This window comes from Pseudomonas marginalis, from assembly GCF_900105325.1.
Classification (GTDB): domain Bacteria; phylum Pseudomonadota; class Gammaproteobacteria; order Pseudomonadales; family Pseudomonadaceae; genus Aquipseudomonas; species Aquipseudomonas marginalis.
This window is the reverse complement of sequence record NZ_FNSU01000003.1, coordinates 3,695,163-3,717,883: the sequence shown is the minus strand read 5'-3', so window position 1 is coordinate 3,717,883 and position 22,721 is coordinate 3,695,163. Positions and strand designations below refer to the sequence as shown.

Sequence of the window (22,721 nt, the reverse complement as noted above, 5' to 3'; positions counted from 1 at the left end):
TCCGCCAGGAGGAAAGGCCTTGAAAGACCTACTGAATTTGCTGAAAAACCAGGGTCAAGTCGAAGAGTTCGACGCCATCCGTATTGGATTGGCATCGCCTGAGATGATCCGTTCGTGGTCGTTCGGTGAAGTTAAAAAGCCGGAAACCATCAACTACCGTACGTTCAAACCTGAGCGTGACGGCCTGTTCTGCGCCAAGATCTTTGGCCCGGTAAAGGATTACGAGTGCCTGTGCGGTAAGTACAAGCGCTTGAAGCACCGTGGTGTGATCTGCGAGAAGTGTGGCGTTGAAGTTGCACTGGCCAAGGTTCGTCGTGAGCGCATGGCGCACATCGAGCTGGCTTCGCCGGTTGCCCACATCTGGTTCCTGAAATCGCTGCCGTCCCGTATCGGCTTGCTGATGGACATGACCCTGCGTGATATCGAACGCGTTCTCTACTTCGAGAGCTATGTCGTTATCGATCCAGGCATGACTACCCTTGAAAAAGGTCAGCTGCTGAACGACGAGCAGTACTTCGAGGCGTTGGAAGAGTTCGGTGATGATTTCGATGCCCGCATGGGTGCCGAAGCTGTCCGCGAACTGCTGCACGCTATCGACCTGGAGCACGAGATTGGTCGTCTGCGCGAAGAGATTCCGCAAACCAACTCCGAAACCAAGATCAAGAAGCTGTCCAAGCGTCTGAAGTTGATGGAAGCCTTCCAGGGTTCCGGCAACCTGCCAGAGTGGATGGTGCTGACCGTTCTGCCGGTTCTGCCGCCGGATCTGCGTCCGCTGGTGCCGTTGGATGGTGGTCGTTTCGCGACTTCCGACCTCAACGACCTGTACCGCCGTGTGATCAACCGTAACAACCGCTTGAAGCGCCTGCTCGATCTGTCCGCTCCGGACATCATCGTGCGCAACGAAAAGCGTATGTTGCAGGAAGCTGTCGATGCCCTGCTCGACAACGGTCGTCGTGGCCGCGCTATCACCGGTTCCAACAAGCGTCCTCTGAAATCCTTGGCTGACATGATCAAGGGTAAGCAAGGTCGTTTCCGTCAGAACTTGCTCGGTAAGCGTGTTGACTACTCTGGTCGTTCGGTAATTACCGTAGGCCCGACCCTGCGTCTGCACCAGTGCGGTCTGCCTAAGAAGATGGCACTTGAGCTGTTCAAGCCATTCATCTTCGGCAAGCTGGAAATGCGCGGTCTCGCGACCACCATCAAAGCGGCCAAGAAAATGGTCGAGCGCGAGCTGCCAGAGGTTTGGGACGTTCTCGCTGAAGTGATTCGCGAACACCCGGTTCTCCTCAACCGTGCACCGACCCTTCACCGTCTGGGTATCCAGGCGTTTGAACCGGTACTGATCGAAGGTAAGGCTATCCAGCTGCACCCTCTGGTCTGTGCTGCGTACAACGCCGACTTCGACGGCGACCAAATGGCCGTGCACGTGCCGCTGACACTGGAAGCCCAGTTGGAAGCGCGTGCGTTGATGATGTCGACCAACAACATTCTGTCGCCAGCCAACGGTGAGCCAATCATCGTTCCGTCGCAGGACGTTGTATTGGGTCTGTACTACATGACCCGTGAGGCGATCAACGCCAAAGGCGAAGGTCGTGTGTTCGCTGACCTGCAGGAAGTTGACCGGGTGTTCCGTGCCGGCGAAGCCGCACTGCACGCCAAGGTCAAAGTGCGCATCAACGAAACTGTCAACGACCGTGATGGCGGCAGCGTGAGCGGCACCCGTATTGTCGACACCACCGTTGGCCGTGCGCTGTTGTACCAGGTTGTGCCAAAAGGCCTGTCGTACGACGTCGTCAACCTGCCGATGAAGAAAAAGGCGATCTCCAAGCTGATCAACCAATGCTATCGCGTGGTTGGTCTGAAAGAGACCGTGATCTTCGCTGACCAGTTGATGTACACCGGTTTTGCCTATTCGACCATTTCCGGCGTTTCCATCGGTGTTAACGACTTCGTTATTCCTGATGAAAAAGCCCGCATCATCAGTGCTGCTACTGATGAAGTGAAAGAGATCGAAAGCCAGTACGCCTCGGGCCTGGTAACACAGGGCGAGAAGTACAACAAAGTGATCGACCTTTGGTCCAAGGCCAACGACGAAGTGTCCAAGGCGATGATGGCCAACCTCTCGAAAGAGAAGGTCATCGACCGTCACGGCGACGAAGTTGACCAAGAGTCCTTCAACTCGATGTACATGATGGCCGACTCGGGCGCACGGGGTTCTGCTGCGCAGATCCGTCAGCTCGCCGGTATGCGTGGCCTGATGGCCAAGCCGGACGGCTCCATCATCGAAACGCCGATTACTGCGAACTTCCGTGAAGGTTTGAGCGTACTCCAGTACTTCATCTCTACTCACGGTGCTCGGAAAGGTCTGGCGGATACCGCGTTGAAAACCGCTAACTCCGGTTACCTGACGCGTCGTCTGGTAGACGTTGCGCAAGATCTGGTTGTCACCGAGATCGACTGCGGCACCGAGCACGGCCTGCTGATGACTCCGCACATTGAAGGCGGTGACGTTGTAGAGCCGCTGGGTGAGCGCGTACTGGGTCGTGTTATTGCCCGTGACGTATTCAAGCCAGGTACCGAGGAAGTTATCGTTCCTGCCGGCACTCTGGTTGACGAGAAGTGGGTCGAGTTCATCGAACTCAACAGCATCGACGAAGTAATCGTTCGCTCGCCGATCAGCTGCGAAACCCGCTACGGCATTTGCGCCAAGTGCTACGGCCGTGACTTGGCTCGTGGTCACCAGGTGAACATCGGTGAAGCGGTCGGCGTTATTGCTGCCCAGTCCATCGGTGAGCCGGGTACCCAGCTGACCATGCGTACGTTCCACATTGGTGGTGCGGCAAGCCGGACCTCCGCAGCCGACAGCGTTCAGGTGAAGAATGGCGGTACTGTCCGCCTGCACAACCTGAAGCACGTTGAGCGAGTGGATGGTCACCTGGTTGCTGTGTCGCGTTCCGGTGAGCTGGCAATCGCTGATGACTACGGTCGTGAGCGTGAGCGCTACAAGCTGCCGTACGGTGCTGTGATTTCGGTTAAAGAGGGTGACAAGGTCGACGCTGGTGCAATCGTGGCCAAGTGGGATCCGCACACTCACCCAATCGTTACCGAAATGAAAGGTACCGTGACCTACGTGGGCATGGAAGAAGGCATCACGATCAAGCGTCAGACTGACGAATTGACCGGTATGACCAACATTGAAGTACTCGACGCGAAAGATCGTCCAGCTGCCGGTAAGGACATCCGTCCTGCCGTGAAAATGGTCGATGACAACGGCAAGGATCTGTTGCTGCCAGGCACTGACGTAATCGCTCAGTACTTCCTGCCAGCCAACGCCCTGGTCGGTGTAGCGGATGGTGCGAAGATCGCGATCGGTGATGTTATCGCGCGTATCCCGCAAGAAACTTCGAAGACCCGTGACATCACCGGTGGTTTGCCGCGTGTTGCCGACTTGTTCGAAGCTCGTCGTCCGAAAGAAGCGTCGATTCTGGCTGAAGTCAGTGGCACTATCGCGTTCGGTAAAGAAACCAAGGGCAAGCGCCGTCTGGTTATTACCCCGAACGACGGTACCGATCCGTACGAAGAGCTGATTCCAAAGTGGCGTCACCTGAACGTGTTCGAAGGCGAACAGGTAAACCGCGGCGAAGTGATCTCCGACGGCCCGAGCGATCCACACGACATCCTGCGTCTGCTGGGTGTGAGTGCGCTGGCCAAGTACATCGTTAACGAGATCCAGGACGTTTACCGCCTGCAAGGCGTGAAGATCAACGATAAGCACATCGAGACCATCCTGCGTCAGATGCTGCGTAAAGTTGAGATCGCTGAATCCGGCGATTCCAGTTTCATCAAGGGCGACCAGATGGAACTGACTCACGTGCTGGTGGAAAACGAGCGTCTGGCTGGCGACGAGAAATTCGTTTCCAAGTTCACTCGCGTACTGCTGGGTATCACCAAGGCGTCGTTGTCCACTGAGTCGTTCATCTCGGCGGCCTCCTTCCAGGAGACCACTCGCGTACTGACCGAAGCAGCGGTAACCGGCAAGCGCGATTACCTGCGCGGCCTGAAAGAGAACGTGGTCGTGGGTCGTCTGATCCCGGCTGGTACCGGTTTGGCCTATCACAGCGAGCGTAAGCGTCGCCGTGATGCTGACAAGCCGTTGCGCGTAAGCGCCAGTGAAGTGGAAGCCGCACTGACCGAAGCGCTGAACTCAAGCGGTAACTGAGTTCTGCGGTAAATAAGTCTGGGCCCTGGCAGCCCCCATTCGTCGGATCAAGGCAGATTTGCCCGGCTTCGACGGGAGGGGAGGTCGGGGCCTTGCCTTGACTGGGGGCAAGATCCTCTTTAGACTCTTGTACCCCTAAATTTGGCGGGAATTCGTTCCTGCCATTTTGCTTTTCTTGCAAGACAATAGCGTCGCAAGACAACAGTGGAGCTAGTAGATGGCAACTATCAACCAGCTGGTACGTCAGCCGCGTAAGCGTATCGTCGAGAAATCCGACGTGCCTGCGCTGCAGAACTGCCCGCAACGTCGTGGCGTATGCACTCGTGTGTATACCACCACGCCGAAAAAACCTAACTCGGCACTGCGTAAAGTATGCCGTGTGCGCCTGACCAACGGTTTCGAGGTTTCCTCGTACATCGGCGGTGAAGGCCACAACCTGCAAGAGCACAGCGTGGTACTGATCCGTGGCGGTCGTGTAAAAGACTTGCCAGGTGTTCGTTATCACACCGTACGCGGCTCCTTGGATACTTCCGGCGTTAAAGGTCGTAACCAGGGTCGTTCGAAGTACGGTACCAAGAAGCCTAAGTAGTAGCGGCTTTTTGTAAAACTGAATCATCTTATTTTCTGAGTCGATAAGAGTAAGGTCGGAGGCGTCCCGAAAGGGCACCGATTCCGAGCGAACCTGAAGACCGTTTGAGGGCTTATCCATGCCAAGAAGACGCGTAGCAGCCAAGCGCGAAGTGCTTGACGATCCAAAATACGGAAGCCAAATTCTGGCCAAGTTCATGAACCACGTGATGGAAAGCGGCAAGAAAGCCGTTGCCGAGCGTATCGTTTATGGCGCGCTGGAAAAGGTTAAAGAACGCAAGAACAGCGACCCCCTGGAAATCTTCGAGAAAGCTCTCGACGCCATCGCTCCGCTGGTCGAAGTGAAGTCGCGCCGTGTAGGCGGTGCTACTTACCAGGTTCCGGTCGAAGTTCGTCCGTCCCGTCGTAACGCTCTGGCAATGCGCTGGTTGGTAGACTTCGCCCGTAAGCGCGGCGAGAAGTCTATGGCTCTGCGTTTGGCCGGCGAACTGTTGGACGCTGCTGAAGGTAAAGGTGCTGCTGTTAAGAAGCGTGAAGACGTGCACCGTATGGCTGAAGCTAACAAAGCTTTCTCGCACTACCGCTTCTAATCTTAGCTTCACTAATTTTGCGAGGGCTTTATGGCTCGTACTACTCCGATTAGCCGCTACCGTAACATCGGTATCGTTGCTCACGTGGATGCTGGTAAAACCACCACGACCGAGCGCGTACTGTTTTACACCGGCAAAAGTCACAAAATGGGCGAGGTGCATGATGGCGCCGCGACCACAGACTGGATGGTTCAGGAGCAGGAGCGTGGTATTACCATTACTTCTGCTGCTATTACCGCCTTCTGGAAAGGTTCCGAGAAGCAGTACAAAGATGAGCACCGCTTCAACGTTATCGATACCCCAGGCCACGTAGACTTCACTATTGAAGTTGAACGTTCCCTGCGCGTACTCGACGGCGCTGTCGTTGTGTTCTGCGGTACCTCGGGTGTCGAGCCTCAGTCGGAAACCGTATGGCGTCAAGCCAACAAATACGGCGTTCCACGTCTTGTTTATGTAAACAAGATGGACCGTGCTGGTGCCAACTTCCTGCGCGTGATCGGTCAGATCAAGCAGCGTCTGGGTCATACTCCGGTGCCAATCCAATTGGCAATCGGTTCCGAAGACAACTTCCAGGGTCAGATCGATCTGATCAACATGGAAGCGGTCTACTGGAATGACGCTGACAAAGGTATGGTTCCTGTTCGCAAGCCTATCCCTGCAGAATTGCAGGAACTGGCTGACGAGTGGCGCAACAACATGGTTGAGGCTGCCGCCGAAGCCAGCGAAGAGCTGATGAACAAGTACCTCGAAGGTGAAGAGCTCACCAACGTGGAAATCAAGGCCGCTCTGCGTCAGCGTACTATCGCTGGTGAGATCGTCTTGGCTGTTTGCGGTTCTTCCTTCAAGAACAAGGGTGTTCCCCTGGTTCTCGACGCCGTGATCGACTATCTGCCTGCTCCAACCGACATTCCTGCTATCAAGGGTACCAACCCTGATAACGAGGAAGAAGAGATGGAGCGTCATGCTGACGACAGCGAGCCGTTCTCGGCTCTGGCCTTCAAGATTGCTACCGACCCATTCGTGGGTACTCTGACCTTCGTCCGTGTTTACTCGGGCGTGTTGGCCTCCGGCGACGGCGTGATCAACTCGGTCAAAGGCAAGAAAGAGCGTGTGGGTCGTATGGTGCAAATGCACGCAAACGCCCGTGAAGAGATCAAGGAAGTGCGCGCTGGTGACATCGCGGCCTTGATCGGCATGAAGGACGTCACCACTGGTGAGACTTTGTGCGACGCTGCCAAGCCAATCATCCTGGTTCGCATGGACTTCCCGGAGCCGGTTATTTCGGTTGCCGTAGAGCCTAAGACCAAGGATGACCAGGAAAAAATGGGTATCGCTCTGGGCAAGCTTGCTCAGGAAGATCCATCTTTCCGCGTCAAAACTGATGAAGAGACTGGTCAAACGATCATCTCTGGTATGGGCGAGTTGCACCTGGACATCCTGGTTGACCGGATGCGCCGTGAGTTCAACGTCGAAGCCAACATCGGTAAGCCTCAGGTTTCCTATCGTGAGCGCATCACGAAGAACTGCGAAATCGAAGGCAAGTTCGTTCGTCAGTCCGGCGGTCGTGGTCAGTTCGGTCACTGCTGGATCCGTTTTGCTCCTGCTGACGAAGGTCAGGAAGGTCTGCAATTCGTGAACGAAGTAGTAGGTGGTGTTGTTCCTAAGGAATACATCCCTGCTATCCAGAAGGGTATCGAAGAGCAGATGAAGAACGGTGTTGTTGCCGGCTATCCGCTGATCGGCCTGAAAGCAACCGTTTTTGACGGTTCTTACCACGACGTCGACTCCAACGAGATGGCGTTTAAGGTGGCTGCTTCCATGGCAACCAAGCAACTGGCCCAGAAGGGCGGTGGTGAGTTGCTTGAGCCAATCATGGCGGTAGAAGTTGTTACACCTGAAGACTATATGGGTGATGTCATGGGCGACCTTAACCGTCGTCGCGGCATGATCTTGGGTATGGAAGACACGGTTTCCGGCAAAGTGATTCGCGCCGAGGTTCCGTTGGGTGAGATGTTCGGTTATGCGACCGACGTTCGCTCCATGTCCCAGGGTCGCGCAAGCTACTCTATGGAATTCAAAAAATACAACACAGCTCCGGCGCACATCGCTGAAACTGTATCCAAAAAACAAGGCTGATTCAGTCCTTTAGGCAAGGAGTTAATTGTCGTGGCTAAAGAAAAATTTGATCGTTCCCTACCGCACGTCAACGTTGGCACTATCGGTCACGTTGACCACGGTAAAACCACTCTGACCGCAGCTCTGACTCGCGTCTGCTCCGAGGTTTTCGGTTCTGCAGTCGTTGATTTCGATAAAATCGACAGCGCTCCAGAAGAAAAAGCTCGTGGTATCACCATCAACACCGCGCACGTCGAGTACAACTCGAAGATCCGTCACTACGCTCACGTTGACTGCCCAGGTCACGCTGACTATGTGAAGAACATGATCACTGGTGCTGCCCAGATGGACGGCGCGATCCTGGTTTGCTCGGCCGCTGATGGTCCGATGCCACAAACCCGTGAGCACATCCTGCTGTCCCGTCAGGTAGGCGTTCCGTACATCGTGGTTTTCCTGAACAAGGCTGACCTGGTAGACGACGCTGAGCTGCTGGAGCTGGTTGAGATGGAAGTGCGCGATCTGCTGAGCACTTACGACTTCCCAGGCGACGACACTCCGATCATCATCGGTTCCGCTCGTATGGCGCTGGAAGGCAAAGACGATAACGAAATGGGCACCACTGCCGTTCGTAAACTGGTTGAAACCCTGGACAGCTACATCCCAGAACCAGTTCGTCTGACCGACAAGCCGTTCCTGATGCCAATCGAAGACGTATTCTCGATCTCCGGTCGTGGTACTGTTGTGACTGGTCGTATCGAGCGCGGTATCGTTCGCGTTCAAGATGCGCTGGAAATCGTTGGTCTGCGTGACACTACCAACACTGTCTGCACTGGTGTTGAAATGTTCCGCAAGCTGCTCGACGAAGGTCGTGCTGGCGAGAACTGCGGCGTTCTGCTGCGTGGTACCAAGCGTGACGACGTTGAGCGTGGCCAGGTTCTGGTTAAGCCAGGTTCGGTTAAGCCGCACACCAAGTTCACCGCAGAAGTTTACGTTCTGAGCAAGGAAGAAGGCGGTCGTCACACTCCGTTCTTCAAAGGCTACCGTCCACAGTTCTACTTCCGTACTACTGACGTGACTGGTAACTGCCAGCTGCCAGAAGGCGTTGAAATGGTAATGCCAGGCGATAACATCCAAATGGAAGTTACCCTGATCAAGACCATCGCAATGGAAGACGGTCTGCGCTTCGCTATCCGTGAAGGCGGCCGTACCGTTGGTGCTGGTGTTGTAGCTAAAATCATCGAGTAAGCGTCTCTTCTGAGATAGCTTCGATGCTTTGAAAAGCCCCCGCTCAGCGGGGGCTTTTTTATTGGGTTGACACCTATCTAGGGCGTCTATAGAATTGCGCCTCCTTTTAACGGGCGTATTGCGCTCGCTGGGAATAGCAGCCGGAGTCTGAAATCCAATGCAAAATCAGCAAATCCGTATCAGGTTGAAGGCTTTTGACCATCGCCTGATCGACCAATCCACCCAGGAAATCGTGGAAACCGCGAAACGTACTGGTGCTCAAGTGCGTGGTCCAATTCCACTGCCTACCCGTAAAGAGCGGTTCACCGTTCTGGTCTCCCCGCACGTCAACAAAGACGCGCGTGACCAGTACGAGATCCGTACTCATAAGCGCGTACTGGACATCGTCCAGCCAACGGATAAAACCGTTGATGCTCTTATGAAGCTCGATCTGGCGGCCGGTGTGGAAGTACAGATCAGCCTCGGCTAAGACTTGGGTCTTAGTCGTGTAACGCTCTGAAATGGGCGGCCATAGCGGGTGAAAGCCCCGTACACTCATGAGGTTTACAACATGACTATTGGTGTAGTCGGTCGTAAATGCGGTATGACCCGTATTTTCACCGAAGAAGGTGTCTCCATTCCGGTTACGGTCATTGAGATCGAGCCGAATCGCGTCACCCAGTTCAAAACTGAAGAAACCGATGGCTATCGTGCAGTGCAAGTCACTGTCGGCGAGCGTCGCGCTTCGCGTGTGACTGCTGCTCAAGCAGGTCACTTCGCTAAAGCAAACGTTGCAGCTGGTCGTACTGTCATGGAGTTCCGTCTTGAAGAAGGCGACTACCAGGCTGGCGATCTGATCAACGCTGAAATCTTCGCCGCTGGTCAACTGGTTGATGTAACCGGTCAGTCCAAGGGTAAAGGCTTCCAGGGTACGATCAAGCGTTGGAATTTCCGTGGTCAAGACAACACTCACGGTAACTCCGTTTCCCACCGCGTCCCGGGCTCTATTGGCCAGTGCCAGACTCCTGGTCGTGTATTCAAGGGCAAAAAAATGTCCGGTCATATGGGCGCTGAGCGCGTGACCGTGCAGTCCCTCGAAGTAGTGCGCGTCGACGCTGAACGCAATCTGTTGTTGGTCAAGGGTGCTGTTCCTGGCGCTACTGGCGGCAACCTGGTTGTACGTCCAGCGGCCAAGGCTCGCGGTTAAGGGGAAGCTGACATGCAATTAAATGTAAATGACGCTCAAGCGATCGAAGTTTCCGAACTGACATTTGGCGGCGAATTCAACGAGACGCTGGTTCACCAAGCAGTCGTGGCCTACATGGCCGGCGGCCGTCAAGGTAGCAAGCAGCAAAAGACCCGTTCCGACGTTCGTGGTGGCGGTAAGCGCCCTTGGCGTCAGAAAGGTACTGGCCGTGCTCGTGCCGGTACTATCCGTAGCCCAATCTGGCGCGGCGGCGGTACCACTTTCGCAGCTCGTCCGCAGGATCACTCTCAGAAGCTCAACAAGAAGATGTATCGCGCAGCACTGCGCTCCATCCTTGCTGAACTCGTGCGTACTGATCGCCTAGTCGTGGTTCAGGACTTCGCTGTTGAAAGTCCAAAAACCAAAGATCTGCTGGGCAAACTGAACAACATGAGCCTGACCGACGTTTTGATCGTGTCTGAAGCTGTTGATCAGAACCTGTACCTGGCTGCTCGTAACCTGCCACACGTTGATGTACGTGACGTGCAAGGTTCCGATCCAGTTAGTCTGATCGCATACGACAAGGTGTTGATCACCGTGTCGGCCGTGAAGAAATTCGAGGAGCTGCTGGGATGAACCAGGAACGCGTATTTAAAGTTCTGCTTGGCCCGCACGTTTCCGAAAAGGCTACGGTTCTGGCTGACAAGAAAGGCCAGTTCGTTTTCAAGGTTGCAACTGACGCAACCAAGCTGGAAATCAAGAAGGCCGTCGAAAGCCTGTTCAGCGTGAAAGTTGAGCGTGTTACTACCCTGAATGTTCTGGGTAAGAGCAAGCGCACTGCTCGCGGTCTGGGCAAGCGTAATGACTGGAAGAAGGCAGTTATCTCCCTTCAGCCAGGCCAAGATCTCGATTTCAGCAGCAGTGCTGAGTAAGGAAGGGGTGCATCATGGCAATCGTTAAATGCAAACCGACTTCCCCTGGCCGCCGTTTTGTGGTCAAGGTGGTCAACCAGGAGCTGCATAAAGGCGCTCCTCACGCACCGCTGCTCGAGAAGAAATCGAAGACTGGTGGTCGTAACAACAATGGTCGTATTACCACTCGTCACATTGGTGGTGGCCATAAGCAGCATTATCGTCTGGTCGACTTCCGTCGCAACGACAAAGATGGCATCGCTGCCACTGTCGAGCGTATCGAATACGATCCAAACCGTACTGCTCACATCGCTCTGCTGCTGTACGCAGATGGCGAGCGCCGCTACATCATCGCGCCTAAAGGCGTGAGTGCTGGCGACCAGCTGATCGCAGGTGCCCTGGCACCGATCAAGCCGGGCAACGCTCTGCAACTGCGTAACATTCCAGTTGGTAGCACCGTACACGGCATCGAATTGAAGCCAGGTAAAGGCGCGCAAATCGCTCGTTCCGCTGGTGCTTCGGCTCAGCTGATCGCTCGTGAAGGTGTCTACGTGACCCTGCGTCTGCGTTCTGGTGAGATGCGTAAAGTGCTGGCTGAATGCCGTGCGACCCTGGGTGAAGTCTCGAACTCCGAGCACAGCCTGCGTTCGCTGGGTAAAGCTGGTGCCAAACGCTGGCGTGGCGTTCGCCCAACCGTTCGTGGTGTTGCCATGAACCCGGTTGACCACCCACACGGTGGTGGTGAAGGTCGTACCTCTGGTGGTCGTCATCCGGTATCGCCATGGGGCTTCCCGACTAAGGGCGCGAAGACTCGTGGTAATAAGCGTACCGACAAAATGATCGTCCGTCGTCGCAAGTAAATAGAGGGATACGACAGTGCCACGTTCTCTGAAAAAAGGTCCTTTTATTGATCTTCACCTACTGAAGAAGATCGAAGTGGCGGCGGAAAAGAACGATCGCAAACCAGTTAAGACCTGGTCGCGTCGTTCGATGATCCTGCCACAAATGGTCGGTCTGACCATCGCTGTACACAACGGTCGTCTGCACGTCCCAGTTCTCGTTAACGAAGACATGGTCGGCCACAAACTAGGCGAGTTTGCCGGTACCCGCACTTATCGTGGGCACGTGGCAGACAAGAAAGCCAAGCGTTAAGGGGTAAGGAAATGGAAGTAGCCGCTAAGTTGTCGGGCGCTCGAATCTCCGCCCAGAAAGCCCGCTTGGTCGCCGACCAGATCCGCGGGAAGAAGGTGGGCGAAGCGCTCAACCTGTTGGCTTTCAGCAGTAAGAAAGCCGCCGAGATCATGAAGAAAGTGCTGGAGTCGGCCGTAGCCAACGCCGAGCATAACGAAGGCGCAGACGTTGATGACCTGAAGGTCAGCACCGTTTTCGTCAACGAAGGGCGTTCGCTGAAGCGCATCATGCCGCGTGCCAAAGGCCGTGCTGATCGCATCGTCAAGCGGTCTTGCCATATCACTGTCAAGGTTGCTGACAAGTAACGGAGTCGAAGAGATGGGTCAGAAAGTACATCCCATTGGCATTCGCCTGGGAATCGTCAAGGAGCACACCTCCGTCTGGTACGCAGACGGTCGGACTTATGCGGACTATTTGTTCGCTGATCTGAAGGTGCGTGAGTATCTCCAAGACAAACTAAAAAGCGCGTCCGTAAGCCGTATCGATATCCATCGTCCGGCGCAAACTGCACGTATCACCATCCACACCGCTCGTCCAGGTATCGTTATCGGGAAGAAAGGTGAAGATGTTGAGAAACTGCGTCAGGACCTGACCAAGCAAATGGGTGTGCCTGTGCACATCAATATCGAAGAGATCCGCAAGCCGGAGCTCGACGGTATGCTGGTTGCGCAGAGCGTAGCTCAGCAGCTGGAGCGTCGCGTAATGTTCCGTCGCGCTATGAAGCGCGCTGTACAGAACGCCATGCGCATTGGTGCCAAAGGCATCAAAATCCAAGTGAGCGGTCGTCTCGGCGGTGCTGAAATCGCACGTACTGAATGGTATCGCGAAGGTCGTGTGCCACTGCACACCCTGCGTGCCGACATCGACTATGCCAACTACGAAGCTCACACCACTTACGGTGTGATCGGTGTAAAGGTTTGGATCTTCAAAGGCGAAGTAATTGGTGGTCGCCAAGAAGAACTGAAACCACAAGCACCAGCGCCTCGTAAAAAAGCTGCTAAGTAAGGGGTACGCCAAATGTTGCAACCAAAGCGTACGAAGTTCCGCAAGCAGATGACAGGCCACAACCGTGGTCTGGCTCAGCGCGGTAGCAAAGTCAGCTTCGGCGAGTTCGCGCTGAAGTCTGTAGCTCGTGGTCGTCTCACCGCTCGTCAGATCGAGTCAGCGCGTCGTGCACTGACCCGTCACGTAAAACGTGGCGGCAAGATCTGGATCCGTGTATTCCCGGACAAGCCGATCTCCAAAAAACCTCTCGAGGTTCGGATGGGTAAAGGTAAGGGTAACGTGGAATACTGGGTAGCCCAGATTCAGCCAGGCAAAGTCCTGTATGAAATCGAGGGTGTAACTGAAGAGCTGGCGCGTGAGGCTTTTGCCCTGGCTGCTGCAAAGCTGCCGCTCGCCACCGCCTTTGTTAAACGGACGGTGATGTGATGAAAGCGAATGAACTTCGTGAAAAATCCGCACAGCAGCTGAACGAGCAACTGCTCGGCCTGCTGCGCGACCAGTTCAATCTGCGCATGCAGAAAGCAACTGGCCAGTTGGGGCAGTCTCATCTGCTCTCGCAAGTTAAGCGTGACATTGCTCGCGTGAAGACTGTGCTCAACCAGCAGGCAGGTAAGTGATCATGGCTGAAGCCGAAAAGACTGTCCGTACGCTGACTGGCCGTGTTGTCAGCGACAAGATGGACAAAACCATCACCGTTTTGATCGAGCGTCGCGTTAAGCACCCGATCTACGGTAAATATGTTAAGCGTTCGACTAAGCTGCACGCGCACGACGAAACCAACCAGTGCCACATCGGCGACAAAGTCACTATTCGTGAAACTCGTCCGCTGGCCAAGACTAAGTCTTGGGCATTGGTTGATGTTCTCGAACGCGCTGTGGAAGTCTAAGGACTAGGGGTCGGAGAAATTATATGATTCAGACTCAATCCATGCTCGATGTGGCCGATAACAGCGGCGCTCGCCGTGTTATGTGCATCAAGGTGCTGGGTGGCTCCCATCGTCGTTACGCTGGTATCGGTGACATCATCAAAGTTACCGTCAAGGAAGCAATTCCTCGCGGTAAGGTGAAAAAAGGCCAGGTGATGACTGCTGTTGTAGTCCGCACTCGTCATGGCGTACGCCGTGCAGATGGCTCCATTATCCGCTTTGATGGCAACGCTGCTGTTCTTCTGAACAACAAGCAAGAGCCGATCGGCACCCGTATCTTTGGGCCAGTGACCCGTGAACTTCGTACTGAGAAGTTCATGAAGATCGTCTCGCTCGCCCCAGAAGTGCTGTAAGGAGATCCGACATGCAAAAGATTCGTCGTGACGACGAGATCATCGTGATCGCCGGCAAAGACAAAGGTAAGCGCGGTAAGGTGCTTAAGGTTCTCGCTAATAACCGTCTGGTTATCGGTGGTCTGAACCTGGTCAAGCGTCATACCAAGCCTAACCCGATGTCGGGCGTGCAGGGCGGTATCGTCGAGAAAGAAGCTCCGCTGGACGCTTCTAACGTCGCCATCTTCAACGGCGAAACCAACAAGGCTGACCGCGTTGGTTTCAAAGTAGAAGACGGTAAGAAAATTCGTGTCTTCAAGTCGACCCAAAAAGCGGTTGATGCTTGAACACTGCTAGGTAGATTAGACCATGGCACGACTACAAGAGATTTACCGGAAGGAAATCGCCCCTAAGCTTAAGGAAGAACTTAAGCTTGGGAACGTGATGGAAGTTCCGCGCGTTACCAAAATCACCCTGAACATGGGTCTGGGCGAAGCGATCGGTGACAAAAAAGTCATCGAGCACGCTGTTGCTGACCTGGAAAAGATCACCGGCCAGAAAGTCGTTGTGACCTACGCTCGCAAATCCATCGCTGGCTTTAAAGTCCGTGAAGGTTGGCCGATCGGCGTCAAAGTGACTCTGCGCCGTGAGCGTATGTACGAATTCCTGGATCGTCTGCTGTCGATCTCCCTGCCTCGGGTTCGCGACTTCCGCGGCCTGAATGCCAAGTCCTTCGATGGTCGTGGTAACTACAGCATGGGCGTGAAAGAGCAGATCATCTTCCCGGAAATCGACTACGACAAGATCGATGCTCTCCGCGGTCTGGACATCACCCTGACCACCACTGCCAAGAACGATGATGAAGGTCGCGCCCTGTTGCGTGCTTTCAAATTCCCGTTCCGCAACTGATTGGAGTAGGACCATGGCCAAGATGAGCATGAAAAACCGCGAGCTGAAGCGTCAGCTCACGGTTGCCAAGTACGCCAAGAAGCGTGCAGCACTGAAAGCAATCATCGTTGATCTGAACGCAAGTCCAGAAGCGCGTTGGGAAGCTACAGTTGCCCTGCAGAAGCAGCCACGTGACGCAAGCGCTTCGCGCATGCGTAACCGCTGCCGCCTGACCGGTCGTCCACACGGCGTTTACCGCAAGTTCGGCCTCGGCCGTAACAAACTGCGTGAAGCGGCAATGCGTGGTGACGTACCAGGTCTGGTTAAAGCCAGCTGGTAAGTACTTTCAGCGTCCAGGTGGTCCGAATCGAAAGATACTGACCGCCGGTGACCCTGAATCTGGAACAAGCCCCTTTTGGGGCTTGTTTCATTTCCGGAGTGTGTCTAAAATACGCGGCTCGCCTGAGCCCGTGTTTTTTACCCGGAGATTCTCAGCGACATATGTAGCCGCAAGGCTAATTTTTTTGTATTAGGAGCGTCTAGCCCATGAGTATGCAGGACCCGTTAGCGGACATGCTAACTCGTATCCGTAATGCCCAGATGGCTGAAAAGTCCGTCGTAAGCATGCCATCTTCCAAGTTGAAGGTTGCTGTTGCCAAAGTCCTGAAAGACGAAGGCTACATTGCGGGTTATCAGATCAGCAGCGAAATCAAACCACTGCTGTCCATCGAGCTGAAGTACTTCGAAGGCCGTTCGGTCATAGAGGAAGTGAAGCGCGTTAGCCGTCCAGGCCTGCGTCAGTACAAGTCCGCTGAAGATCTGCCGAAAGTTCGTGGCGGTCTGGGCGTGTCTATCGTCTCCACCAACAAAGGTGTGATGACGGATCGTGCTGCGCGCGCTGCCGGTGTCGGCGGCGAAGTTCTTTGCACTGTGTTCTAAGGGGGGATAAGCATGTCTCGCGTCGCTAAGAACCCCGTTAAGCTGCCAGCCGGTGTCGAAGTCAAATTCGCAGGCCAACAGCTTTCGGTGAAGGGTGCCAAGGGCACTCTTGAACTGAATATCCATTCGTCCGTTGAGATCGTTGAAGAAGCTGGTGAGCTGCGTTTCGCTGCTCGCAATGGCGATCAACAAACTCGCGCAATGGCTGGTACCACGCGTGCGTTGGTAAACAACATGGTCCAAGGCGTAAGCCAAGGCTTCGAGCGTAAGCTCCAGCTGGTCGGTGTTGGTTACAAAGCGCAAGCAAAAGGCACGGTTTTGAACCTGGCCCTTGGCTTCTCGCACCCAGTGGATTACGAACTGCCGGAAGGCATCACCGCTGAGACTCCTAGCCAGACCGATATCCTGATCAAGGGCATCGATAAGCAACTGGTAGGTCAAGTGGCTGCTGAGATCCGCGACTTCCGTCCACCAGAGCCGTACAAAGGCAAAGGTGTGCGCTACGCGGACGAAGTCGTCCGTCGTAAAGAAGCCAAGAAGAAGTAGGGCATAGCAAATGACCGACAAAAAAGTTACTCGACTGCGTCGCGCTCGCAAAGCACGCCTGAAAATGCACGAACTCGAAGTCGTGCGTCTCTGCGTGTTCCGCTCGTCGCAGCACATCTACGCCCAGGTCATCTCGGCCGACGGCAACAAAGTCCTGGCCAGCGCCTCGACTTTGGATAAAGAACTGCGTGATGGTGCCACTGGCAACATCGACGCGGCCACAAAGGTTGGCCAGCTGGTCGCTACGCGTGCTAAGGCCGCTGGCGTCTCGCAAGTGGCTTTCGACCGCTCTGGCTTCAAGTACCACGGCCGCGTTAAAGCGCTGGCTGATGCTGCTCGTGAAGCTGGGCTGGAGTTCTAAGTTATGTCAAATAACGACCAAAAGCGCGACGAAGGCTACATTGAGAAGCTGGTTCAAGTTAACCGCGTAGCCAAAACCGTTAAAGGCGGCCGTATCTTCACTTTCACCGCGTTGACCGTGGTGGGTGATGGTAAAGGGCGTGTTGGCTTCGGCCGTGGCAAGTCACGTGAAGTGCCTGCTGCGATCCAGAAGGCAATGGAAGCTGCTCGTCGCAACATGATCCAAGTTGATCTGAACGGCACCACGCTGCAGTACGCAATGAAGTCCGCTCATGGCGCTTCGAAGGTATACATGCAGCCTGCTTCTGAAGGTACCGGTATCATCGCTGGCGGCGCTATGCGTGCTGTCCTCGAGGTTGCTGGTGTTCAGAACGTTCTGGCCAAGTGCTATGGCTCGACTAACCCGGTAAACGTGGTTCACGCCACTTTCAAGGGTTTGAAAGCTATGCAATCTCCTGAATCCATTGCCGCCAAGCGTGGCAAAAGCGTCAAGGAGATCTTCTGATCATGGCTACCGTTAAAGTAACGCTGATCAAAAGCATGACCGGCCGCATCCCTAACCACAAATTGTGCGTTAAGGGTTTGGGTCTGCGTCGCATCGGTCACACTGTAGAAGTCCAGGATACTCCCGAGAATCGCGGGATGATCAACAAGGCTTACTACATGCTGCGTGTCGAGGGTTAATCGATGAAACTCAATGATCTGAGTCCAGCGCCGGGTTCCCGTCGCGAAAAGCATCGTCCGGGCCGTGGTATCGGTAGCGGTTTGGGTAAGACTGGTGGCCGCGGCCACAAAGGTCAAACCTCCCGCTCCGGTGGCACCATTGCTCCAGGCTTTGAAGGCGGTCAACAGCCGCTGCATCGTCGCCTGCCTAAGTTCGGCTTCGTTTCCCTGAAGGCCATGGACCGCGCAGAAGTGCGTCTGTCCGAGCTGGCTAAAGTGGAAGGCGACATCGTTACTGTGCAGACCCTGAAAGATGCCAACGTGATCAACGTCAACGTACAGCGTGTGAAAATCATGCTGTCCGGTGAAGTGACTCGCGCTGTCACTATCGGCAAGGGAATCGGCGCCACCAAAGGTGCGCGTTCGGCTATCGAAGCAGCTGGCGGCAAGTTCGAGGAATAAATGGCTAAGCAAGGTGCTCTCTCAGCGCTCGGCAAAGGCGGTATGTCTGAACTTTGGGCTCGTCTGCGTTTTCTGTTCCTGGCGATTATCGTCTACCGAATAGGCGCACACATCCCGGTTCCAGGTATCAACCCGGACCGACTCGCAGACCTGTTTCGACAGAATGAGGGGACCATTCTTAGCTTGTTCAACATGTTTTCTGGCGGCGCGCTGGAACGGATGAGCATTTTTGCACTGGGGATCATGCCGTACATCTCGGCATCGATCATCATGCAACTGATGACCGCCGTCAGCCCTCAGCTGGAGCAGTTGAAGAAGGAAGGTGAAGCTGGCCGTCGCAAGATTAGCCAGTACACCCGCTACGGCACTGTCATCCTCGCCCTGGTTCAGGCTATCGGCATGTCCGTTGGCCTGGCGGGGCAGGGTGTTGCGTTCACTGGTGACTTTGGCTTCCATTTCGTCGCGGTATCCACTTTTGTGGCTGGTGCGATGTTCATGATGTGGCTGGGTGAGCAGATTACTGAGCGTGGTGTTGGTAACGGTATCTCGATGTTGATTTTCGCAGGTATCGTCGCCGGTCTTCCGAGAGCAATCGGGCAGTCTTTCGAGTCTGCGCGTCAGGGTGATATCAATATCTTTGCCCTGGTTGCCATCGGTTTGCTGGCAGTAGCGATTATCGGTTTTGTGGTGTTCATTGAGCGTGGCCAGCGTCGTATTGCTGTTCACTACGCCAAGCGTCAGCAGGGCCGTAAGGTTTTTGCTGCGCAGACCAGCCACTTGCCGCTGAAAGTGAATATGGCCGGTGTTATTCCGGCAATTTTCGCGAGCAGCATTTTGCTGTTTCCGGCTTCGTTGGGTACCTGGTTTGGTCAGTCTGAAAATATGGGCTGGCTGCAGGACCTCTCTCAGTCGATCGCTCCTGGTCAGCCGTTGAATATTCTGCTGTTTAGTGCAGGGATTATTTTCTTCTGCTTCTTCTATACGGCGTTGATGTTCAATCCGAAAGACGTAGCGGAAAACCTGAAGAAGTCCGGTGCCTTTATTCCGGGTATTCGTCCAGGTGAGCAGTCTGCACGCTACATTGATGGCGTTCTGACTCGTTTGACCCTGTTCGGTGCTCTATATATGACGGCCGTGTGCTTGTTGCCCCAGTTCCTGGTGGTTGCAGCAAACGTTCCGTTCTACCTTGGCGGGACCTCGTTGCTGATCGTGGTCGTGGTTGTGATGGACTTCATGTCCCAAGTACAATCGCACCTCGTTTCGCACCAGTACGAATCCCTGATGAAGAAAGCCAACCTGAAGGGTTACGGCAGCGGCATGTTGCGCTGAGTACCCATAAGGTTCGAGGAGTTGGTGATGAAAGTTCGTGCATCGGTGAAAAAGCTGTGCCGTAACTGCAAGATTATTCGCCGCGAAGGTGTTGTTCGAGTAATTTGCAGCGCGGAACCGCGTCACAAACAGCGCCAAGGCTGAGTGTGATCCGCTTGAAGCCCGGCAGCTAGTGCGCTGCCGGGTTGATTATTTGTTATTACAGCGATATTATCTCGCGCCCTATTTCTTGGCTTCCGGGGCGTAGGTAGCTGTCAATTGGAGTCCCACTGAATGGCCCGTATTGCAGGCGTTAACATTCCAGATAACAAGCACACTGTTATCTCGCTGACCTACATCTATGGTGTTGGTCGCACTACTGCGCAGAAAATTTGCGCAGTTGCTGGGGTAAACCCAGCCGCTAAGATCAAGGATCTGAGCGACGAGCAGATTGAATTGCTGCGTGGCGAAGTGGCGAAGTTCACCACTGAAGGTGACCTGCGTCGCGAAATCAACATGAAAATCAAGCGTTTGATGGACCTCGGTTGCTATCGCGGTCTGCGTCATCGTCGTGGTCTTCCAGTACGCGGTCAGCGTACCAAGACTAACGCGCGTACCCGTAAAGGTCCGCGTAAGCCGATCCGCAAGTAATCGCCCCAGCGAATCGACAGGAAAATTATCATGGCAAAACCTGCTGCTCGTCCTCGTAAAAAAGTTAAAAAGACAGTGGTTGATGGCATCGCCCACATCCATGCATCTTTTAACAACACCATCGTGACCATCACCGACCGTCAAGGTAACGCGCTTTCTTGGGCTACCTCCGGTGGTTCGGGTTTCCGCGGTTCCCGCAAGTCCACCCCGTTTGCTGCTCAAGTAGCTGCTGAACGTGCTGGTCAAGCTGCGCTGGAATATGGCCTGAAAAACCTCGACGTTAACGTCAAAGGTCCAGGTCCAGGTCGTGAGTCTGCTGTCCGTGCTTTGAACGGCTGTGGCTATAAGATCGCCAGCATCACCGACGTGACGCCAATCCCGCACAACGGGTGCCGTCCGCCGAAGAAGCGCCGCGTGTAATCCAGGAGATTGTAAAGAATGGCTCGTTACATTGGTCCAAAATGCAAACTCGCTCGTCGCGAAGGCACCGATCTCTTCCTGAAGAGCGGCGTGCGCGCGATCGAATCGAAGTGCAACATTGAAGCAGCACCTGGTATCCACGGCCAACGCCGCGGTCGCCAGTCCGATTACGGCACCCAACTGCGTGAAAAGCAGAAGGTCCGCCGTATCTACGGCGTTCTCGAGCGTCAGTTCAGCGGCTACTACAAAGAAGCTGCTGGCAAGAAAGGTGCAACCGGTGAAAACCTGCTGCAACTGCTCGAATGCCGTCTGGACAACGTTGTATACCGTATGGGCTTTGGTTCGACTCGTGCCGAATCCCGTCAGCTGGTATCGCACAAGTCGATCAGCGTTAACGGTCAGACCGTAAACGTTCCGTCCTACCAGGTTCGTGCTGGTGACGTGGTCGCAGTTCGCGAGAAAGCAAAAAACCAACTTCGCATTGTCCAAGCTCTCGATCTGTGTGCCCAACGTGGCCGCGTAGAATGGGTAGAAGTAGACACTGAGAAGAAGTCGGGCGTTTTCAAGAACGTTCCTGCTCGCAGTGATCTGTCCGCCGACATCAACGAAAGCCTGATTGTCGAGCTCTACTCCAAGTAAGGGCTAGAAAATAGGTGCATCCATGCAGATTTCGGTAAATGAGTTCCTGACACCCCGCCACATTGATGTGCAGGTTGTCAGTCCAACCCGCGCCAAGATCACTCTCGAGCCTCTCGAGCGTGGTTTTGGCCACACCCTGGGCAACGCGCTGCGCCGCATCCTGTTGTCCTCAATGCCCGGCTGTGCAGTAGTCGAGGCCGAGATTGACGGTGTGCTCCACGAGTACAGCGCCATCGAAGGTGTACAGGAAGACGTAATTGAAATCCTGTTGAACCTTAAAGGTCTGGCTATCAAGCTGCACGGCCGTGACGAAGTTACGCTGACCTTGTCGAAGAAGGGTTCGGGGGTGGTTACCGCTGCCGATATTCAGCTGGATCATGATGTCGAGATCGTTAACCCCGATCACGTAATCGCTAACCTGGCGTCTAACGGCGCCCTGAACATGAAGCTCACCGTAGCTCGTGGTCGTGGTTATGAACCGGCCGACTCGCGTCAGAGCGATGAAGACGAAAGCCGCAGCATTGGTCGCTTGCAGCTTGACTCTTCGTTCAGCCCGGTTCGCCGTATCGCATACGTGGTGGAAAACGCCCGTGTCGAGCAGCGTACTAACCTGGACAAGCTGGTTATTGATCTGGAAACCAACGGTACTCTGGATCCTGAAGAGGCTATCCGCCGCGCTGCAACCATTCTGCAACAGCAGTTGGCTGCGTTCGTCGACCTCAAAGGTGACAGTGAACCAGTGGTAATCGAGCAGGAAGACGAGATCGATCCGATCCTGCTTCGCCCGGTTGACGATCTGGAACTGACTGTACGTTCGGCTAACTGCCTTAAGGCGGAAAACATTTACTACATCGGCGACCTGATTCAGCGTACCGAAGTAGAACTGTTGAAGACTCCGAACCTGGGCAAGAAATCCTTGACTGAAATCAAGGACGTTCTGGCCTCCCGCGGTCTGTCCCTCGGCATGCGCCTCGACAACTGGCCGCCTGCAAGTCTTAAGAAGGACGACAAGGCGACTGCCTGATCGTCGTAATCACCGAACGTGAGTTTGGTAAGGAATGAACCATGCGTCATCGTAAAAGTGGTCGTCACCTGAGCCGTACCAGCTCGCACCGCAAGGCCATGTTTCAAAACATGGCGGTGTCGCTGTTCGAGCACGAGCTGATCAAAACTACACTGCCGAAAGCTAAAGAACTGCGTCGCGTTGCTGAGCCGCTGATCACTTTGGCCAAGACAGACAGCCTGGCTAACCGCCGTCTGGCTTTCGACCGTACTCGTTCGAAAGCTATCGTTGGTAAGCTCTTCAACGACCTGGGCAAGCGTTACGCTACCCGTGAGGGTGGCTACCTGCGCATCCTCAAGTGCGGTTTCCGCGCTGGCGACAACGCGCCTATGGCGTACGTCGAGTTGGTTGATCGTGCTACTGCCGGCGAAGCTGTAAGCGCCGAGTAAGACGACAAGCTGTAACGAAGAACCGGGCCTAGTGCCCGGTTTTTTGTGCGCGTAACAAAAGCGCGATTTGTACAAGCTTCCTCAGATAGCGCTCAGCACTATGTGCG

At 54.7% G+C, this 22,721-nt stretch carries 33 protein-coding genes; all 33 read left to right on the top strand.

Annotated elements, in window-relative coordinates; all coding sequences use genetic code 11:
• The first annotated feature begins 19 nt into the window (after positions 1-19).
• The 33 genes from rpoC to rplQ all read left to right on the top strand — a co-directional run bounded on the left by rpoC (position 20) and on the right by rplQ (position 22,614).
• Positions 20-4,219 carry a DNA-directed RNA polymerase subunit beta' gene (rpoC, locus tag BLW22_RS26595; protein ID WP_065924112.1) on the top strand — a complete coding sequence of 1,400 codons (4,200 nt, stop codon included), beginning with the start codon at positions 20-22 and terminating at the stop codon, positions 4,217-4,219.
• A gap of 217 nt (positions 4,220-4,436) precedes the next feature.
• Positions 4,437-4,808, top strand: a complete 372-nt coding sequence (gene rpsL / locus BLW22_RS26590; protein WP_002555494.1) for a 30S ribosomal protein S12 — start codon at positions 4,437-4,439, stop codon at positions 4,806-4,808.
• Positions 4,809-4,926: 118 nt separating this feature from the next.
• Positions 4,927-5,397 (top strand): 30S ribosomal protein S7, encoded by a 471-nt coding sequence (gene rpsG / locus BLW22_RS26585; protein ID WP_002555493.1) that lies wholly within the window; start codon positions 4,927-4,929, stop codon positions 5,395-5,397.
• 30 nt (positions 5,398-5,427) lie between these two features.
• Positions 5,428-7,533 (top strand): elongation factor G, encoded by a 2,106-nt coding sequence (gene fusA / locus BLW22_RS26580; protein WP_003210087.1) that lies wholly within the window; start codon positions 5,428-5,430, stop codon positions 7,531-7,533.
• Between the two features lie 30 nt (positions 7,534-7,563).
• A complete protein-coding gene (gene tuf / locus BLW22_RS26575) occupies positions 7,564-8,757 on the top strand; it encodes an elongation factor Tu (RefSeq protein ID WP_027605166.1) in 1,194 nt (397 codons plus the stop codon).
• 157 nt (positions 8,758-8,914) lie between these two features.
• A complete protein-coding gene (gene rpsJ, locus BLW22_RS26570) occupies positions 8,915-9,226 on the top strand; it encodes a 30S ribosomal protein S10 (RefSeq protein ID WP_003186070.1) in 312 nt (103 codons plus the stop codon).
• Between the two features lie 81 nt (positions 9,227-9,307).
• Positions 9,308-9,943, top strand: coding sequence for a 50S ribosomal protein L3 (gene rplC / locus BLW22_RS26565; protein ID WP_007253310.1), 636 nt, complete (start codon positions 9,308-9,310; stop codon positions 9,941-9,943).
• Positions 9,944-9,955: 12 nt separating this feature from the next.
• Positions 9,956-10,558 carry a 50S ribosomal protein L4 gene (gene rplD, locus BLW22_RS26560; RefSeq protein WP_003176424.1) on the top strand — a complete coding sequence of 201 codons (603 nt, stop codon included), beginning with the start codon at positions 9,956-9,958 and terminating at the stop codon, positions 10,556-10,558.
• Positions 10,555-10,854 carry a 50S ribosomal protein L23 gene (gene rplW, locus BLW22_RS26555; protein WP_002555488.1) on the top strand — a complete coding sequence of 100 codons (300 nt, stop codon included), beginning with the start codon at positions 10,555-10,557 and terminating at the stop codon, positions 10,852-10,854. The genes rplD and rplW overlap by 4 nt, the downstream gene beginning before the upstream one ends.
• A 14-nt stretch (positions 10,855-10,868) precedes the next feature.
• Complete coding sequence (gene rplB, locus BLW22_RS26550) at positions 10,869-11,693, top strand: 50S ribosomal protein L2 (protein WP_003210080.1); 825 nt, start codon at positions 10,869-10,871, stop codon at positions 11,691-11,693.
• Between the two features lie 16 nt (positions 11,694-11,709).
• Positions 11,710-11,985, top strand: coding sequence for a 30S ribosomal protein S19 (gene rpsS / locus BLW22_RS26545; protein WP_003232420.1), 276 nt, complete (start codon positions 11,710-11,712; stop codon positions 11,983-11,985).
• A gap of 11 nt (positions 11,986-11,996) precedes the next feature.
• Entirely contained in the window at positions 11,997-12,329 is a 333-nt protein-coding gene (gene rplV, locus BLW22_RS26540; RefSeq protein ID WP_003103908.1) for a 50S ribosomal protein L22, read from the top strand.
• A 13-nt stretch (positions 12,330-12,342) separates the two neighbouring features.
• Positions 12,343-13,029, top strand: coding sequence for a 30S ribosomal protein S3 (rpsC, locus tag BLW22_RS26535; RefSeq protein ID WP_003176422.1), 687 nt, complete (start codon positions 12,343-12,345; stop codon positions 13,027-13,029).
• A 12-nt stretch (positions 13,030-13,041) separates the two neighbouring features.
• Entirely contained in the window at positions 13,042-13,455 is a 414-nt protein-coding gene (gene rplP, locus BLW22_RS26530) for a 50S ribosomal protein L16 (protein WP_003232424.1), read from the top strand.
• The gene (gene rpmC / locus BLW22_RS26525) at positions 13,455-13,646 is read left to right on the top strand and encodes a 50S ribosomal protein L29 (protein ID WP_002555481.1); all 192 of its coding nucleotides are present in this window, start codon (positions 13,455-13,457) and stop codon (positions 13,644-13,646) included. Before rplP ends, rpmC begins: the two co-directional genes overlap by 1 nt.
• A gap of 2 nt (positions 13,647-13,648) precedes the next feature.
• A complete protein-coding gene (rpsQ, locus tag BLW22_RS26520; RefSeq protein ID WP_003176419.1) occupies positions 13,649-13,915 on the top strand; it encodes a 30S ribosomal protein S17 in 267 nt (88 codons plus the stop codon).
• 23 nt (positions 13,916-13,938) lie between these two features.
• Positions 13,939-14,307 (top strand): 50S ribosomal protein L14, encoded by a 369-nt coding sequence (rplN, locus tag BLW22_RS26515; RefSeq protein ID WP_002555479.1) that lies wholly within the window; start codon positions 13,939-13,941, stop codon positions 14,305-14,307.
• Between the two features lie 11 nt (positions 14,308-14,318).
• Positions 14,319-14,633 (top strand): 50S ribosomal protein L24, encoded by a 315-nt coding sequence (gene rplX / locus BLW22_RS26510; protein ID WP_003176416.1) that lies wholly within the window; start codon positions 14,319-14,321, stop codon positions 14,631-14,633.
• Between the two features lie 22 nt (positions 14,634-14,655).
• Complete coding sequence (gene rplE, locus BLW22_RS26505) at positions 14,656-15,195, top strand: 50S ribosomal protein L5 (RefSeq protein ID WP_003194642.1); 540 nt, start codon at positions 14,656-14,658, stop codon at positions 15,193-15,195.
• Between the two features lie 13 nt (positions 15,196-15,208).
• Positions 15,209-15,514: a 30S ribosomal protein S14 gene (gene rpsN, locus BLW22_RS26500; protein WP_003176414.1), complete on the top strand. Its 306-nt coding sequence runs from the start codon at positions 15,209-15,211 to the stop codon at positions 15,512-15,514.
• A 206-nt stretch (positions 15,515-15,720) separates the two neighbouring features.
• Positions 15,721-16,113, top strand: a complete 393-nt coding sequence (gene rpsH, locus BLW22_RS26495) for a 30S ribosomal protein S8 (RefSeq protein WP_003176413.1) — start codon at positions 15,721-15,723, stop codon at positions 16,111-16,113.
• Between the two features lie 12 nt (positions 16,114-16,125).
• A complete protein-coding gene (rplF, locus tag BLW22_RS26490) occupies positions 16,126-16,659 on the top strand; it encodes a 50S ribosomal protein L6 (RefSeq protein ID WP_003176412.1) in 534 nt (177 codons plus the stop codon).
• A 10-nt stretch (positions 16,660-16,669) separates the two neighbouring features.
• On the top strand, positions 16,670-17,020 hold the full coding sequence (rplR, locus tag BLW22_RS26485; RefSeq protein WP_003186037.1) for a 50S ribosomal protein L18: 351 nt from the start codon (positions 16,670-16,672) through the stop codon (positions 17,018-17,020).
• Between the two features lie 3 nt (positions 17,021-17,023).
• Positions 17,024-17,524 carry a 30S ribosomal protein S5 gene (rpsE, locus tag BLW22_RS26480; protein ID WP_003186035.1) on the top strand — a complete coding sequence of 167 codons (501 nt, stop codon included), beginning with the start codon at positions 17,024-17,026 and terminating at the stop codon, positions 17,522-17,524.
• 2 nt (positions 17,525-17,526) lie between these two features.
• Positions 17,527-17,703, top strand: a complete 177-nt coding sequence (rpmD, locus tag BLW22_RS26475; protein ID WP_003176408.1) for a 50S ribosomal protein L30 — start codon at positions 17,527-17,529, stop codon at positions 17,701-17,703.
• Between the two features lie 3 nt (positions 17,704-17,706).
• Positions 17,707-18,144, top strand: coding sequence for a 50S ribosomal protein L15 (gene rplO, locus BLW22_RS26470; protein WP_003176407.1), 438 nt, complete (start codon positions 17,707-17,709; stop codon positions 18,142-18,144).
• On the top strand, positions 18,145-19,473 hold the full coding sequence (gene secY, locus BLW22_RS26465; protein ID WP_003176406.1) for a preprotein translocase subunit SecY: 1,329 nt from the start codon (positions 18,145-18,147) through the stop codon (positions 19,471-19,473).
• Positions 19,474-19,500: 27 nt separating this feature from the next.
• Complete coding sequence (gene rpmJ, locus BLW22_RS26460; protein ID WP_002555468.1) at positions 19,501-19,617, top strand: 50S ribosomal protein L36; 117 nt, start codon at positions 19,501-19,503, stop codon at positions 19,615-19,617.
• 129 nt (positions 19,618-19,746) lie between these two features.
• A complete protein-coding gene (rpsM, locus tag BLW22_RS26455) occupies positions 19,747-20,103 on the top strand; it encodes a 30S ribosomal protein S13 (RefSeq protein ID WP_024077676.1) in 357 nt (118 codons plus the stop codon).
• Positions 20,104-20,133: 30 nt separating this feature from the next.
• Entirely contained in the window at positions 20,134-20,523 is a 390-nt protein-coding gene (gene rpsK, locus BLW22_RS26450) for a 30S ribosomal protein S11 (RefSeq protein WP_002555466.1), read from the top strand.
• 18 nt (positions 20,524-20,541) lie between these two features.
• A complete protein-coding gene (gene rpsD / locus BLW22_RS26445) occupies positions 20,542-21,162 on the top strand; it encodes a 30S ribosomal protein S4 (RefSeq protein WP_003176404.1) in 621 nt (206 codons plus the stop codon).
• A 22-nt stretch (positions 21,163-21,184) separates the two neighbouring features.
• Entirely contained in the window at positions 21,185-22,186 is a 1,002-nt protein-coding gene (locus BLW22_RS26440) for a DNA-directed RNA polymerase subunit alpha (protein ID WP_003176403.1), read from the top strand.
• 41 nt (positions 22,187-22,227) lie between these two features.
• Positions 22,228-22,614, top strand: coding sequence for a 50S ribosomal protein L17 (gene rplQ, locus BLW22_RS26435; RefSeq protein ID WP_003176402.1), 387 nt, complete (start codon positions 22,228-22,230; stop codon positions 22,612-22,614).
• Positions 22,615-22,721: the final 107 nt, after the last annotated feature.